Annotated in this window: 10 protein-coding genes; 7 read left to right on the plus strand and 3 right to left on the minus strand. The window is 70.3% G+C overall.

Going from position 1 to position 13,788, the window contains the following annotated elements; translation table 11 throughout:
• Nucleotides 1-211 precede the first annotated feature (211 nt).
• The 5 genes from benA to E1161_RS00265 all read left to right on the plus strand — a co-directional run bounded on the left by benA (nucleotide 212) and on the right by E1161_RS00265 (nucleotide 9,094).
• Nucleotides 212-1,576, plus strand: coding sequence for a benzoate 1,2-dioxygenase large subunit (gene benA / locus E1161_RS00245; protein ID WP_132618269.1), 1,365 nt, complete (start codon nucleotides 212-214; stop codon nucleotides 1,574-1,576).
• A 26-nt stretch (nucleotides 1,577-1,602) separates the two neighbouring features.
• A complete protein-coding gene (benB, locus tag E1161_RS00250) occupies nucleotides 1,603-2,133 on the plus strand; it encodes a benzoate 1,2-dioxygenase small subunit (RefSeq protein ID WP_132618271.1) in 531 nt (176 codons plus the stop codon).
• Between the two features lie 11 nt (nucleotides 2,134-2,144).
• Nucleotides 2,145-4,796 carry a benzoate 1,2-dioxygenase electron transfer component BenC gene (benC, locus tag E1161_RS00255; RefSeq protein WP_132618273.1) on the plus strand — a complete coding sequence of 884 codons (2,652 nt, stop codon included), beginning with the start codon at nucleotides 2,145-2,147 and terminating at the stop codon, nucleotides 4,794-4,796.
• Nucleotides 4,797-4,912: 116 nt separating this feature from the next.
• Nucleotides 4,913-6,256, plus strand: coding sequence for an MFS transporter (locus E1161_RS00260; RefSeq protein WP_132618275.1), 1,344 nt, complete (start codon nucleotides 4,913-4,915; stop codon nucleotides 6,254-6,256).
• A 159-nt stretch (nucleotides 6,257-6,415) separates the two neighbouring features.
• Nucleotides 6,416-9,094, plus strand: coding sequence for a helix-turn-helix transcriptional regulator (locus E1161_RS00265; protein WP_235874671.1), 2,679 nt, complete (start codon nucleotides 6,416-6,418; stop codon nucleotides 9,092-9,094).
• A gap of 5 nt (nucleotides 9,095-9,099) precedes the next feature.
• Here E1161_RS00265 and E1161_RS00270 read toward each other — a convergent pair whose 3' ends face one another.
• Together E1161_RS00270 and E1161_RS00275 are read right to left on the minus strand one after the other, a co-directional pair.
• Nucleotides 9,100-9,615 carry an isochorismatase family protein gene (locus tag E1161_RS00270; RefSeq protein ID WP_132618279.1) on the minus strand — a complete coding sequence of 172 codons (516 nt, stop codon included), beginning with the start codon at nucleotides 9,613-9,615 and terminating at the stop codon, nucleotides 9,100-9,102.
• Nucleotides 9,616-9,666: 51 nt separating this feature from the next.
• Entirely contained in the window at nucleotides 9,667-10,620 is a 954-nt protein-coding gene (locus E1161_RS00275; RefSeq protein ID WP_132618281.1) for a LysR family transcriptional regulator, read from the minus strand.
• Between the two features lie 119 nt (nucleotides 10,621-10,739).
• On the opposite strand from E1161_RS00275, the gene E1161_RS00280 reads away from it, so the two are divergent.
• On the plus strand, nucleotides 10,740-11,843 hold the full coding sequence (locus tag E1161_RS00280) for a PrpF domain-containing protein (protein ID WP_132618283.1): 1,104 nt from the start codon (nucleotides 10,740-10,742) through the stop codon (nucleotides 11,841-11,843).
• Between the two features lie 32 nt (nucleotides 11,844-11,875).
• Entirely contained in the window at nucleotides 11,876-13,126 is a 1,251-nt protein-coding gene (locus E1161_RS00285) for an SLC13 family permease (protein ID WP_207920019.1), read from the plus strand.
• A 43-nt stretch (nucleotides 13,127-13,169) separates the two neighbouring features.
• Here the strand turns inward: E1161_RS00285 and E1161_RS00290 are convergent, their stop codons facing one another.
• Nucleotides 13,170-13,784 carry a TetR/AcrR family transcriptional regulator gene (locus E1161_RS00290; protein ID WP_207920020.1) on the minus strand — a complete coding sequence of 205 codons (615 nt, stop codon included), beginning with the start codon at nucleotides 13,782-13,784 and terminating at the stop codon, nucleotides 13,170-13,172.
• Nucleotides 13,785-13,788 lie beyond the last annotated feature (4 nt).

Genomic DNA, 13,788 nt, shown 5'->3' on the forward strand with positions numbered 1-13,788 from the left:
ACCTTCCTCACGGTAAGGAACGCTCTCATCGAAGACAAAGACTTGGTTGTGCTCGATTGATAAACAGCGTGGATGAACAGCACCCTAAGCCAGGTCTGGGTATTTGCCTGGTGTGACCGCTACCACGAGGTGTCATGGTTCCCAGTCATGCCACCGCGGCCAGGTGTCGCCGCTGGGCCGATCAAAGTCGATCTGGGCCGTTGGAGGATCCATGACCGAGATGCTGAACCACGTGTCCGCCGTCGTCGCAGACGCTGTCGTAGAAGACCGCGAGGCCGGGGTGTACCGGGCCAATCGCCGCATCTTCACCGACGAGGAGATCTTCGAACTCGAGATGAAGCACATCTTCGAGGGGAACTGGATCTACCTCGCCCACGAGAGCCAGCTGCCGAACCCGGGTGACTACTTCACGACCTACATCGGCCGCCAGCCCGTGGTGATCACCCGCGACAAGGACGGCGAGCTGCACTGCCTGATCAACGCCTGCGCTCACCGCGGTGCGATGATCTGCCGCCGCAAGGCCGACAACCGGAGCACGCTGACGTGCCCGTTCCACGGCTGGACGTTCCGCAACGACGGCAAGCTGCTCAAGGTCAAGGACCCCGACGGCGCCGGCTACCCGGACTCGTTCGACACCGGCGGCTCGCACGACATGACCAAGGTCGCCCGCTTCGACTCCTACCGCGGCTTCCTGTTCGGCAGCCTCAACCCTGACGTGGCGCCGCTGAGCGAGCACCTGGGCGACACCACCAAGGTCATCGACATGCTCGTCGACCAGTCCCCGGACGGGCTGGAGGTGCTGCGCGGCGCGTCGACCTACACCTTCGACGGCAACTGGAAGGTGCAGGCCGAGAACGGCGCCGACGGCTACCACGTCACCGCCACGCACTGGAACTACGCGGCGACCACCGCCCGGCGCGGCACGGGCGAGTCCAAGAACAGCACCAAGACCCTCGACGCGGGCAGCTGGGGCAAGTCCGGCGGTGGCTACTGGTCCTACCCGAACGGCCACCTGTGCCTGTGGACGTGGGCCGGCAACCCGCAGGACCGTCCCCTGTGGGACCGCATGGACGAGCTCAAGGAGCAGTTCGGCGAGGCCAAGGGCGAGTTCATGGTTCGCGGCTCCCGCAACCTGTGCCTGTACCCCAACGTGTACCTGATGGACCAGTTCTCCACGCAGATCAGGCACTTCCGGCCGATCGCGCCGGACAAGACCGAGGTCACCATCTACTGCATCGCCCCCAAGGGCGAGAGCGCCGAGGCGCGGGCCTGGCGGATCCGCCAGTACGAGGACTTCTTCAACGCCTCCGGCATGGCCACTCCCGACGACCTGGAGGAGTTCCGCTCCTGCCAGCTCACCTTCCGCGCCAGCGCCGCTCCGTGGAACGACATGAGCCGCGGTGCCGAGCACTGGCTCACCGGTCCCGACGAGGTCGCCGAGGCCCTCGACATGCCGGGCGTGATCTCGGCGGGCAAGAAGAACGAGGACGAGGGCCTCTACCCGGTTCAGCACGGCTACTGGCAGCAGACCATGCAGGCCGCCATCGCCGCCGAACGCGCCGCCGAATCCCAGTGACCCCCTCTGCGCCAGGAGAGTTCCCGATGACCGTCCACGCCGACGCCACCGCCACCACCACCGGAAAGCCGATCACCCAGCAGGACATCGAGCAGTTCCTCTACCGCGAAGCCCGCTACCTCGACGACCGCGAGTTCGAGAAGTGGCTGGAGTGCTACGCCGACGACGTCGTCTACTGGATGCCCTCGTGGGGCGACGACGACCTGCTCACCGAAGATCCGCAGACCGACATCTCGTTGATCTACTACCCGAACAAGGGCGGCCTGGAGGACCGGGTGTTCCGCATCCGCACCGAGCGCTCCAGCGCCACCTCGATCCCGGAACCGCGCACCAGCCACAACATCAGCAACGTCGAGCTGATCGAGCGCCGCGGCGACATCGTGGACGTGCGCTTCAACTGGCACACCATGTACTTCCGGTACAAGACCGTGGACCCCTACTACGGGACGTCGTTCTACACCATCGACTTCTCCGGCCCGGCGCCGCTGATCCGCCGGAAGACCGTGGTGCTCAAGAACGACTACATCCACCACGTCGTCGACGTGTACCACATCTGAGCGAGGCGGCCATGACCCACCAAGTCGCGCTGTCCTTCGAGGACGGTGTCACCCGGTTCATCACGTGCGCTCCCGACCAGACCGTGGCCGACGCGTCCTACCGGCAGCGCATCAACATCCCGCTGGACTGCCGGGACGGCGCCTGCGGCACGTGCAAGGCGTTCTGCGAGTCCGGTGAGTACGACGGCGGGACCTACATCGACGACGCGCTGACCTCCGACGAGGCCGAGCGCGGCTACGTGCTGCCGTGCAGCATGTCCCCGAAGTCGGACCTGGTCTTGCGCATCGCGAGCACCTCGGCCGTGGCCAAGACGCAGGCGGCGACCTACCCCGCGACGCTCACCGCGCTCGAACGGCTCTCGCCGACCACGGTGTCGGTCACGCTGAAGACGCCGGACCGCGACAAGCTCGCGTTCCTGCCCGGCCAGTACGTCAACATCGCGGTGCCCGGCACCGACCAGACGCGGTCGTACTCCTTCAGCAGCGCTCCCGACGAGGAGCACCTGAGCTTCCTGGTCAAGATCACCCCGGGCGGGGTGATGTCGGAGTACCTCACCGAGCGCGCGAAGCCCGGCGACGAGTTGTCGTTCACCGGCCCGCACGGGAGCTTCTTCCTGCGCGAGACCGACCGCCCGGTGCTGCTGCTGGCCGGTGGCACCGGGCTCGCGCCGATCCTGTCGATCCTGCGCACGATGCGGGCGTGCGGGTCGAAGCGCCCCGCGCACCTGATCTACGGCGTGACGACCGACGACGACCTCGTCGAGACCGACGCGGTGAACGAGCTCGCGGCCGACATCGACAACCTCACCTGGGACTACTGCGTCGCCGATCCGGACAGCGCAGCGCCCAACAAGGGCTACGTCACCAAGCTGATCCAGGACGAGCACCTGCACGGCGGCGACGTCGCGGTGTACCTGTGCGGACCTCCGCCGATGGTGGAGGCGGTGCGCGAGCACTTCGCCGACGGCGGGTTCGAGCCGACCGGCTTCTACTACGAGAAGTTCGCCCTCGCCGCCACCGGGACTCCGGAACCGGCGCCCGAACCCGCTGAGGAGCCCGAGCCGGGACCGGAACCGGGACCATCCGCCCAGGTGGAACCCGAACCCGGACCTGAGCTCGCTCCGGGCGGGTGCCCCGGTGGGAGCCGGGAGGTCGCCGGGCAAGACCTCTTCCCGGACGTCTCGATCCCGCCTCTGCACGCCGGGTTCGCGCGGTCGGCGGGGGAGGAGACGGTCACCGCGAGCCAGATCGCCGGGCAGCGGATCTGGCAGGGCACCGGCAGCGGTAGCCGTGCCCTCGATCCCGGTGCGGCGCTGATCGACAACGCCGAGGCCCGATCCATCGCCGGGCAGGAGTTGCTGTCCCCGCAGACCGACCTCGAACCGCTGTCCGCACCCGCGCCCGGCGGGTACGAGATCGGCGAGGAGCACCCGTCGGTGCACGAGTCGGACGCGGTGTTCGAGGCCCGCCAGGCGCTGGAACTGGGCGCGCTCGAACTCACCATCGGCAGGCTCACCTCGCAGCAGCTGGCGGGCTACCGGCTGCTCGCCGAGTCCGCCGTGCCCTACGTCGAGGGCGACCGGTTCGTGGACGCCGCCGAGTACACCGAGACCAACGCGGCCTTCCACGACTACCTGTTCACCCTCACCGGCAACGAGCACCTCCTGCAGGCCTACCGCGCGCTCGGCGTGAAGGGCTACATGGAGACGACGCTGCGCAACGCGACCTGGTGCCACCCGCGCTGCGCGCAGGACCACCTCGACATCGTCAGCGCCTTCGAGGCGGGAGACCGCACGACCGCTCGCCAGCTGATCGCCGAGCACGCGGATCGTTCGAAGGTCACCACGCGGCGGGCCATTGCCGACGCCGAGCCGGCGAAGCGGCCGCGGTTCATCACCCCGGGACGCTTCGACGGCAAGGTCGTCGTCGTGACCGGCTCGGCCCAGGGCATCGGGGAGTGGACCGCCCGCCGGGTCGCGGCCGAGGGCGGCGATCTCGTGCTCGCCGACCGGTCGGCGCTCGTCGAGGACCTGGCCCGGGAGCTGGCGGGCGTGCCCGTGGTCGCCGACCTGGAGACCTGGGAAGGCGCGCAAGCGGTGGTGGACGCGGCGATCGCTCGCCACGGCCGCGTCGACGTGCTGATCAACAACGTCGGGGGTGCGATCTGGTTCAAGCCGTTCACCGAGTTCACCCCGGAGCAGATCGAGGCCGAGCTGCGCCGGTCGCTGCTGACGACGCTGTTCACCTGCCGAGCAGTGCTGCCCTCGATGAGCGAGCGCGGCACCGGTGTGATCGTCAACGTCTCGTCCGCCGCCACGCGCGGCGTCCACCGCATCCCGTACTCGGCGGCCAAGGGCGGCATCAACGCTGTCACCGCGTCGCTGGCCCTGGAGTGCGCTGACTCGGGCATCCGCGTGGTCGCCACGGCTCCCGGCGGGACGGAGGCGCCACCTCGGCGGATCTCGCGCGGAGGGTCCGCGCTGGAGACGGACGAGGAACGCGCCTGGTTCCAGGCCCACATCGACCAGACCGTGAGCACCTCGCTGATGAAGCGCTACGGCACGCTGGACGAGCAGGCCGCGGCGATCGCCTTCCTCGCCTCCGACGAGGCGTCCTACATCACCGGCAGCGTCCTGCCGGTCGCAGGCGGCGACCTCGGTTGACGCCGGTCGGGGCGGCGGCGAGGAGCGCTTCCGCCCCCTCTCGCACGTGCGGCTGCGCGCCGCCGGTTCGGCCTGAACAGGCCGCTCTTCCTCCTCCGACGAATCGGGAGCTCCTCATGTCCGAAACCGACTCAACGATGCGTCGGCGCCAACGAACCGTCTCCTGGGTCGTGGCCCTGTCCACCATCGTGCTGGTGTTCGACGGGTACGACCTCGTCGTCTACGGCACCGTCCTGCCCACCCTGCTCAAGGACCCGACCCAGCTCGGGGCGATCACGCCCGGCCAGGCGGGCACCCTCGGCAGCTACGCGCTCATCGGAGTCCTCGTGGGCGCGCTGGTCGCGGGCTCCCTCGGCGACCTGATCGGCCGCCGCCGCATCATGCTGATCAACCTCGCCTGGTTCTCCATCGGGATGGGCGCGACCGCGCTCACCCAGAACGTCGCCGCCTTCGGCATCGGGCGCTTCTTCACCGGTATCGGTGTCGGTGCGCTGGTGGCGACGGTAGGACCGCTGGTGGCGGAATTCGCCGATCCCGGGCGGCGGAACAGGCTCAACGCCATCGTCTACAGCGGAGTGCCCGCCGGTGGCGTGCTGGCCGGTCTGCTCGCCCTGGTGCTCGATGACGTGGTCGGCTGGCGCGGGCTGTTCTGGATCGGTGCCCTGCCGATCGTGCTCGTGCTGCCGCTGGCGGTGGTGAAGCTGCCGGAATCACCGAAGTGGCTCGCCTCGCGCGGCAGGTTCGAGCAGGCGAAGGCGCTCGCCGAGCGCACCGGGATCGAGCTGCGCGCCGAGCCGGTGGCGCCGGCGGCCACCACCCGCTCGGGATTCCCCGCGCTGGCGTCGAAGGACCTCGCGTGGCCGACGGCGCTGCTGGGCCTGATGAGCTTCGCAGGTCTCCTGCTGACCTACGGGCTCAACACCTGGCTGCCGCAGATCATGGCCAACAACGGCTACGACAAGACGTACTCGCTGGCGTTCCTGCTCGTGTTGAACCTCGGCGCCATCGTGGGCGGCTTGTTCGCGTCGCTGTGGGCTGACCGAGCCGGGGCCAAGCGCGTGGTCGCCACGACGTTCGTCCTCGCGGCGTGCACCCTCGCGCTGCTCCCGATGGAACTCCCGCTGATCGTGCTGCTGTTCGCGGTCGCCGTGGCCGGGATCGGCACGATCGGCACTCAGGTGCTCATCTACGGTCTGGTGTCGAACTACTACCCGACCAGGGCGCGCGCGGCCGGTGTCGCGTGGTGCGCGGGCTTCGGCAGGATCGGTGGCATCGTCGGACCCGTCGTCGGCGGCCTCCTCGTGGGAGCGGGTCTCGGCGGCACCACGGCGTTCTACCTGTTCGCCGCCGTCGCGGCCGGTGCGGCGGTGGTGACCTTGCTCGTCCCCCGCTCGCGCGACGAGGACGAGGCGGAACGGCCGCTGGCCGCGGCCGCGGTCGGCAGCCCGAACCCGGCCTAGGCCCTCCCGCGCCCGTTCCCGGTGCCGGCGAACCGGGGACGGGCGATCGGGACGGGCGATCGGGGAGAGTCCCAGCAGCGTGACTCGACCGCCGCCGACGCGATGAGTCACCGTGGACGCACCGGCGGCCCCGGACCTGGGACCAACGACGAGGTGGACGTGACACGACCAGCGCAGCCGCTGATCGGGCGGTCAGAGCTCGTGGCCGGTCTGGAGCAGACCCTCCAGACCGGCCAGAGCCGTTTCGTGCTGCTCAGCGGGCCGCCCGGGATCGGCAGCTCCACGCTCGCCGAACACCTCGCGCGCCGTCACGACGGACCGGTCCTGCGCGCCACGGCAGCGGAGTGGGAGGCGGAGCAGACCGGAACCCTGCTGGACCAGCTCTTCCCCGGTCTGCCGACGTCCAACCCGCTGGTCACGGCAGCCGAACTCGTCGCACGACTCGCACCGCGCACGGTGCTGGTGATCCACGACGCGCAGTTCGGCGACCTCGACTCGCTGCGCGCCCTCGCCTCGGCCCAGCGCCACCACCCGGAAGCCGCGCTGCGGGTGGTGGCGACCTCCACCTCCGGCGATCGGCGGGCGTCCGCGGAGGTCCTGGACCTGCTGCCGCGCATCGCGACCGACGCACCACGCATCCCGCCGCTGGACGCCGCGCAGATCAGCGAGCTGGCCGCCGCGCGGGGAGTCGCGCTGCACCCGTCGATGGCCGAACGCCTGCGGCGACACACCCTCGGCAGGCCGCGACCGGCTGTGCAGCTGCTCACCGAGCTCCCCCGCGCCACCTGGTCGCAGTTCGAACCCACCCTCCCCGCGCCCGCCGCGGTCCAGGCCCTCGTGCGTGAGGGCCTCGAGACGTGCACACCGAGCGCACGCGGGTTCGCCGAGGCCACCGCCGTGCTGGGAAACGACGCCCCGGTCCGCAACGTCATGTCCCTGGCGGAGCTCGATGGCGAACCGCTGCCGCTGATGGACGAAGCCACAGCCGCCGGCCTCGTGGCGCTGGCCCCGCGCGGACTCACCTACGTCAGCCCACCCGACCCGATGGTGCGCGCCGCCGTGCTCACCGTCCTCGGACCGGCGAGACGCGCCGCGCTGCAACGCCGAGCCGCCGAGCTGGTCGACGACCCGGTCCGGTCCGTGCGACTGCTGGTCGCCGCCAGTCCAGTGCCGGACGCCGACGTGGCAGGTCGGCTCGAAGCCCTCGCTGGTGAGCGCGCGGCCGAAGGAGCCTGGGGAACCGCCGCCACCCTGCTCAGCGACGCGAGCCGGCTCACCGACGACCCGCAGCACCAGCAGGCGCTGATCACCCGCGCGGTCGACGCGCTCATCGGCGCGGGCGACGTCTTCCGCGCCACGGCCCTGATCCCCGAGGTCGAGAGCATCCGCGAAACTCCGCTGCGGGACGCCGTTCTCGGATACCTCGCCATGGTCCGAGGTCGCGCGGCCGAAGCGGGCAGCAGGCTCCGGCGAGCCTGGGACATCGTCAACACCGACCGCGAACCCGAGACCGCGGCGCTGATCTGCCAGCGCTACGTGTTGGACGCGCTCTGCCGGTACGACGGTCGCGACCTGGTCCTGTGGGCGGATCGGGCCATCGAGCTGGCGGGCCCCAACACACCGACGGCGGTCGAAGCCGAGGCCATCCGCGGGCTCGGCCTGGCCGCGACCGGCAACGTGGCGCAGGGCCAGCACCACTACGACGCGCTCACCGCCCGGCTGCGCCACGGTGCGCAGTGGCAGCGCGCCACCATGGCCCGCGGCTGGATCAACCTGATCACCGACCGGGTCGACGACGCCCGGGTCGACTTCGAGAGCTCCATCCCCACCGCCTACCTCGGCGGGTCCGCACGGATCTCGTTGTGGGCCCGCGCCTGGCTCGCCAGGGTCCAGTTCCTCACCGGGGAGTGGAACGAGGCGCTCGCCACCGTGCGCGAAGCGATGGACATGCAGGAGCGCACCGGAATCCTGGTGACCGGCCCGCTCCTGCTGTGGACGGCTGCGGCGGTGCACGCGCTGCGCGGCGAGTTCCCCGAGGCCGAGGAGGTGCTGCTGAAGAGCGCGACCGGCGCGGGCGACTACCAGATCATGCGCGTCCCGAGCCAGCTCGCCCGAGCGCACGCGGCCGAGGCCCGCGCCGACTCCGACGGCGTGCTGCGCGCGCTGTACCCGCTGACCAGACCGTCACCCAGCGCCAGCACCGACGAACCCGGCCACTGGCCCTGGCAGGACATGTACGCCCACGCCCTGGTCCTGCTAGGCCGCCTCGACGAGGCCGGCGAGTTCCTGGTCCCGCACGAGGAATTGGCCGCCAAGCGCGGCCACGCCTCGATGCGCGCGCGTCTCGCCGCGGCCCGCGGCCGCCTGCACGGCGCCCGCGGTGATGTCGCGTCCGCGTCGGCGTCCTTCGACGAGGCGCTGGAGCTGATCAGCGCGCTGCCGATGCGCTACGACCAGGCCCGCATCAACTTCAGCTACGGCCAGACGTTGCGCCGCCTCCGACGCCGCGCCCGCGCGGACGTCGTGCTCAGCGCCGCCCGGGACGGCTTCGCCGCCATGGGCGCCACCACCTACGTCGAGCGCTGCGACCGCGAGCTCAAAGCCGGTGGTGTGCACCGAACCCGGCCGGAACCGACCGCGGACGCTCTGACCCCGCAGGAGGAATCGGTCACGCGACTGGTCGCCCGCGGACTGTCGAACAAGGAAGTCGCGGCGGAACTGTTCCTGTCCAGCAAAACAGTCCAGTACCACCTCACCCGCGTCTACGCGAAGCTGGGCATCCGCTCCCGCGCGGAACTCGCCGCCCGCAGCGACTTCGGCCTGCCTCAACAGGACTGACGCCGCTACTTGATCAGCTCCAGCACCTCGCGGAAGGCGGGGTTGTCGCTGTCGTGCAGCCATTCGAAGAGCACCATCTCGGTGGTCACGACGTCGGCGCCGTGGGCGCGCATCCGGTCGAGCGCGCGATCGTGGTTGGACTCGACGCGACTGCCGGCGGCGTCGGCGACCACCGCGATGTCCCGGCCGCGTTCCAGCAGCGCCAGGACCGTCTGCAGCACGCAGACGTGCGTCTCGCACCCGGTCACGACGACCGTTCCGGGTCCGGGATCGAACCCGGCGGCGAAGGACGTCTTCGGTTGGGCCGGCCGGGGCAGCAGCTCGGCGATCTCGCCGACGGTCGCGCCCAGTCCTGCGGGGTTCTGCTCGCTGGCCCGGACATCGACGCCCAGCCGCGTCGCAGCGCGGAGCAGCCGCGCGTTGCTGTCCAGCACGGCAGGGCCGTCCGCGATGGCCGGCATGAGGCGTTCCTGCAGGTCCACGACCAGCAGGACGGAAGAATCGGCGTGGAGCAGCGGCATGGCACCAAGCCTAGGCGCGAGACCACTCGACGGCTCTACGGCGACGCGGTGTCAGCCGGTGCGCACGGTGCCGAGCTGGGTGCGGTGGAGGTTGGACTCGGTGAACCGCTGGGAGACCGAGCGGATGATCTCGGTCATGGCGGAGGCGGCCGGTGTCGGCGGCCTGGTCGCGTTGCGGGCCAACAGGATTCGCCGCGTCGGGGCGGGCACGTCGTCAGCGAAGTGCACCAGCCGCACGTCGTGGCGGCGGTTGGTCAACGCCAGGCGTGGTGCGATCGCGATCCCCAAGCCCGCGGCCACCATCGCCTGCGCTTCCTGGTAGTCGTGGGATTCGTAGGAGATCTTCGGGTCGAAACCGGCGAGGCGGCAACTGCGCCGCAGCACCTCGGCGACCGGGTGGTTGTCAGCGCGGATGATCCACTCCTGGCTCGCCAGGTCGGCCAGGCTGATGCGCGGTTCCTCCAGCAGCTCGGAGTTGGCGGGCACGACGAGGACGGTGGGGTCGTCGAGGAGGTGCTCGACGTGCAGGGCCTGCTCGTCGGTGCGGTTCCAGTCGTAGTCCCACAGCAGCGCCAGCTCGACCTCGCCGGTGTCGAGGAGTTCGAGCAGCTCGGCGAACAGCGCCGAGCGCACCGCGGTCCGCATCCCCGGGTGCTTGCGGGAGAACCGGGTCAGCGCCAGCGGCAGCAGCGAGGCGCTGGCCGTCGGGAACGATCCGAGGCGCAGCGTGCCCTGGTCGAGCTGGGCCAGCGATTCCAGATCCGCTTGCGCGCCGCGGAGTTCGCGGCGGATGGCGCGGCCGCGCTCGACCAGCGCGTGCCCGGCATCGGTGAGCCGGACTCCGCGTGGCAAGCGGTGCAACAACGGCTGTCCGACCTCCGCTTCCAGTCGGGACATCTGCTGCGAAGCGGCGGACGGCGTGATGGCCAGCGCGTCGGCGGCGGCGGTGAGCGAACCGAGTTCGGCGGCCTCCACCAGCAGCAACACCCTGCGGACGTCGAGCACCGAGCCTCCCGAAAGCCTTTAGCTCTGCTTAAGTCAGCGTAAGAACATGAACATTGTACTGAAGTCACTGGTCTTGTCAGGGTGAGCGCCAACGATTCGGAGCGAGGAAGAAGGTTGGCGTGCACGTTCCGGCAACGCTGGTCCGAGGCGGCACCAGCAAGTGTTGGCTGTTCGACGAAGCCGAGCTGCCCACTTCGGTGAGCGAGATCGAGGCGCTGTTGGTCAACGCCTACGGTGCCGCTGATCCCGTTCAGCTCGACGGCATCGGCGGTGCCACCCCGACCACGTCGAAAGCCGCGGTCGTGGGGCCCTCCGCGATGCCCGGCGTGCACGTCGACTACTTGTTCGCGCAGGTCGGCATCGGGGTCGGACGCGTGGAGTGGGGCAGCAACTGCGGCAACTGCGCGACCGCGATCGCGCTGTGGTCGGTCGCCCGGGGCCTGGTTCCGGTGAGCGGTGACCGCACCTGCGTGGTCATGCGCAACACCAACACGGGCGCGGTCCTCGAAGCGGAGGTGGACACGCCGCACGGGCAGGTGACCGAGTTCGGCACCCAGACCGTTCCGGGAACCCGCGCCGGGGGAGTGGCGGTGGGGCTGACGTTCCTGAACCCGGCCGGCGGCACCACCGGCGCGCTGCTGCCCGCGGGCGACGTGGTCGAGGAGTGGGCGATCGACGGGCTGCGGGCCCGGGTCACGATGATCGACGCCGGTGCGCCGATGGTCTTGCTGGACGCCGAAGGCCTCACCGGCGCCGAAAGCCTCCGGGAGATGGCCGACCTCGTGGAACCGCTGCGGCGGTTCCGGCACCGCGCGGCCGAGCGGATGGGTCTGACCTCATCCAGTGCGGCCGTCGACGACGCGGTGCCGAAGGTCGGCGTCGTCGGGCCGCCGCGCGCCTACCGGACCCAGCTGGGCGACGAGGTCGCCGCCGCCGAGCACGACGTGTCGGTGCGGATGCTGTCGATGAACGCCCCGCACCCGGCCATCGGGCTCACCTCGGCGGTCGGCGTCGCGGTCGCCAACATGCTCGACGGTTCCGTCGTCCGTTCGGCCTCCAGCGCCCCGGGCGCGACCGAGCTCCGGATCGCTACTGCAGCCGGTGTCATCGCCGTCACCAGCGGTGATCTCACCACGTCGGGGCCGCGGCGGGTCACCGTCCGCCGCGCCGCCCGCATCCTCTGCGCGGCCGACATCGTGGTTCCCGAGTCGATTCCCGCCTAGCATTCCGCCTGCTTCCCACCTCAAGGACAATGATGTCTGCTGAAATGATCTCCATCGGCGCGCTCGGCGTGATGTTCGTCGTCGCGACCCTGTTACCGATCAACATCGGGATCCTGGCCTTCATCGGTGCGTTCCTCGTGGGCACCTCCTCGCTCGGGCTCACCGAGGACGAGATCTTCGAGGGGTTCCCCGTCTCGTTGTTCGTCACGATCGTCGGTGTCACCTACCTGTTCTCGGTGGCCCAGCGCAACGGCACGATCGACCTGCTGGTGCGGGGCGGGATCAAGCTCGTGCGCGGCAAGGCCGCGCTCGTGCCGTGGGTGCTGTTCGGCGTCGCGGCGGTGCTCACCGCCTTCGGCACCTTCACACCGGCTGCGGTGGCGCTGCTGGTTCCGATCGGCATGAACTTCGCCTACCGCTACGGCATCAGCCAGCTGATGATCGGCATGATGGTCATCAGCGGCGCCCACGCCGGGGCTTTCTCGCCGATCGCGGTCTCGGGTGCGCTCGTGCTGGGAATGGTCGGTGACACCCCGCTCGCGGTGTCACCGCTGGGGTTGTTCCTGGCCAGCTTCGGGTTCAACGTGCTGCTGTCGGTGCTGACCTTCCTGCTGCTGCGTCGCAGGGCACCGGAGGCATCTGCCGAGCCGGTCGCGGAGGGCGCGCAGGCCGCGCCCGAGCCGAAGGTGACGTGGCGGCAGGGGCTCACGCTGGTCGCGCTTGCGGCGCTGGTGGTGGGGGCGCTGGTCTTCCACCTGGAGATCGGGTTCCTGGCCCTGATCGCGGGTGCGGTGCTGGCGCTGGTGGACATGGAGAACCAGTCCAAGGCGGTCGAGGGGATCAGCTGGTCGACCATCCTGCTGGTCGCGGGCATGGTGACCTACGTGGAGATCCTGGAGAAGGCGGGCACGATCGAGACGATCTCGCACGGCGCCGCCGGAATGGGAGCTCCGCTGTTCGTCGCGCTGCTGCTGTGCCTGGTGGTGGCGGTGGTGTCGGCGTTCGCCTCGTCGACGGCGATCCTCACCGCGATCATCCCGATCGCCGTGCCGCTGCTGCTGGCCAGCCACCTCAGCGCGGTCGGGCTCGTCGCGGCCCTGGCGATCTCGACGACGATCGTGGACACCTCGCCGTTCTCCACCAACGGCGCGCTCGTGCTCAGCAACGCCCGAGGTGTCGACCGGGACCGCTTCTACAAGCAGATCATCGGCTACACCGCAGGAATCGTCGGGATCGGCCCTGTCCTGGCCTGGAGCTTCCTGGTCGTGCCCGCATCCCTCTGACCGGAGCGCCGCCGGCGCGGAACTCCCGTGCTGGCGGCGCTGGTCACGTCGGCAGGGTTCGCGTCGACAGCCCCCCGTTGCGCACGTGCCGGACGAGGGCCACGAGGCGTTCGGTTGTGGCGTTGGTGGGATCGACGAGGCGGCGTTGCAGCAGTTCGCGCCCGGAGGCGTGCACCATCCGGGCGGTGTACTCCGGGTCGGGCATGCGCGGCAAGGTCCGTTCGAGCTCCTGCTGGAGGAACTGCAGGACGAGCTCTTCGGATTCGGCGAGTCGCTGGTGCAGTCGCGGGGGAGCGCCCTGGGGCGGGAACAGGAACAGCCGCCAGGTCGCAGGATGCTCGTCGACGGCGTGGAGCACGCCGCAGAACGTGCTGACGAGTCGGTCGTCCTCCGAATTCCCGGTGAGCTGCGAGGTCGCTCGTGCGAACTGGCTTCCCGCGCGCTCGGACTCGCGGTCGACGAGCGCGACGAACAGGCCCGCGATGTCGCCGAAGAGCTGGTAGAGCACCGGGCGGGTGATGCCCGCGGCCTCGGCGATGCGGTTGGGGGTCGCGGCGTGGAATCCCTCCGCGTCGACGATGTCATGCGTGACGTCGAGGATCTGCTCGCGGCGGTCGGCCGCGCTCATCCGCTTGCGCGCGCTGGGGGATCCGGTCACCCTT

The sequence above is a fragment of the Saccharopolyspora aridisoli genome (assembly GCF_004348445.1).
GTDB classification, from domain to species: domain Bacteria; phylum Actinomycetota; class Actinomycetes; order Mycobacteriales; family Pseudonocardiaceae; genus Saccharopolyspora; species Saccharopolyspora aridisoli.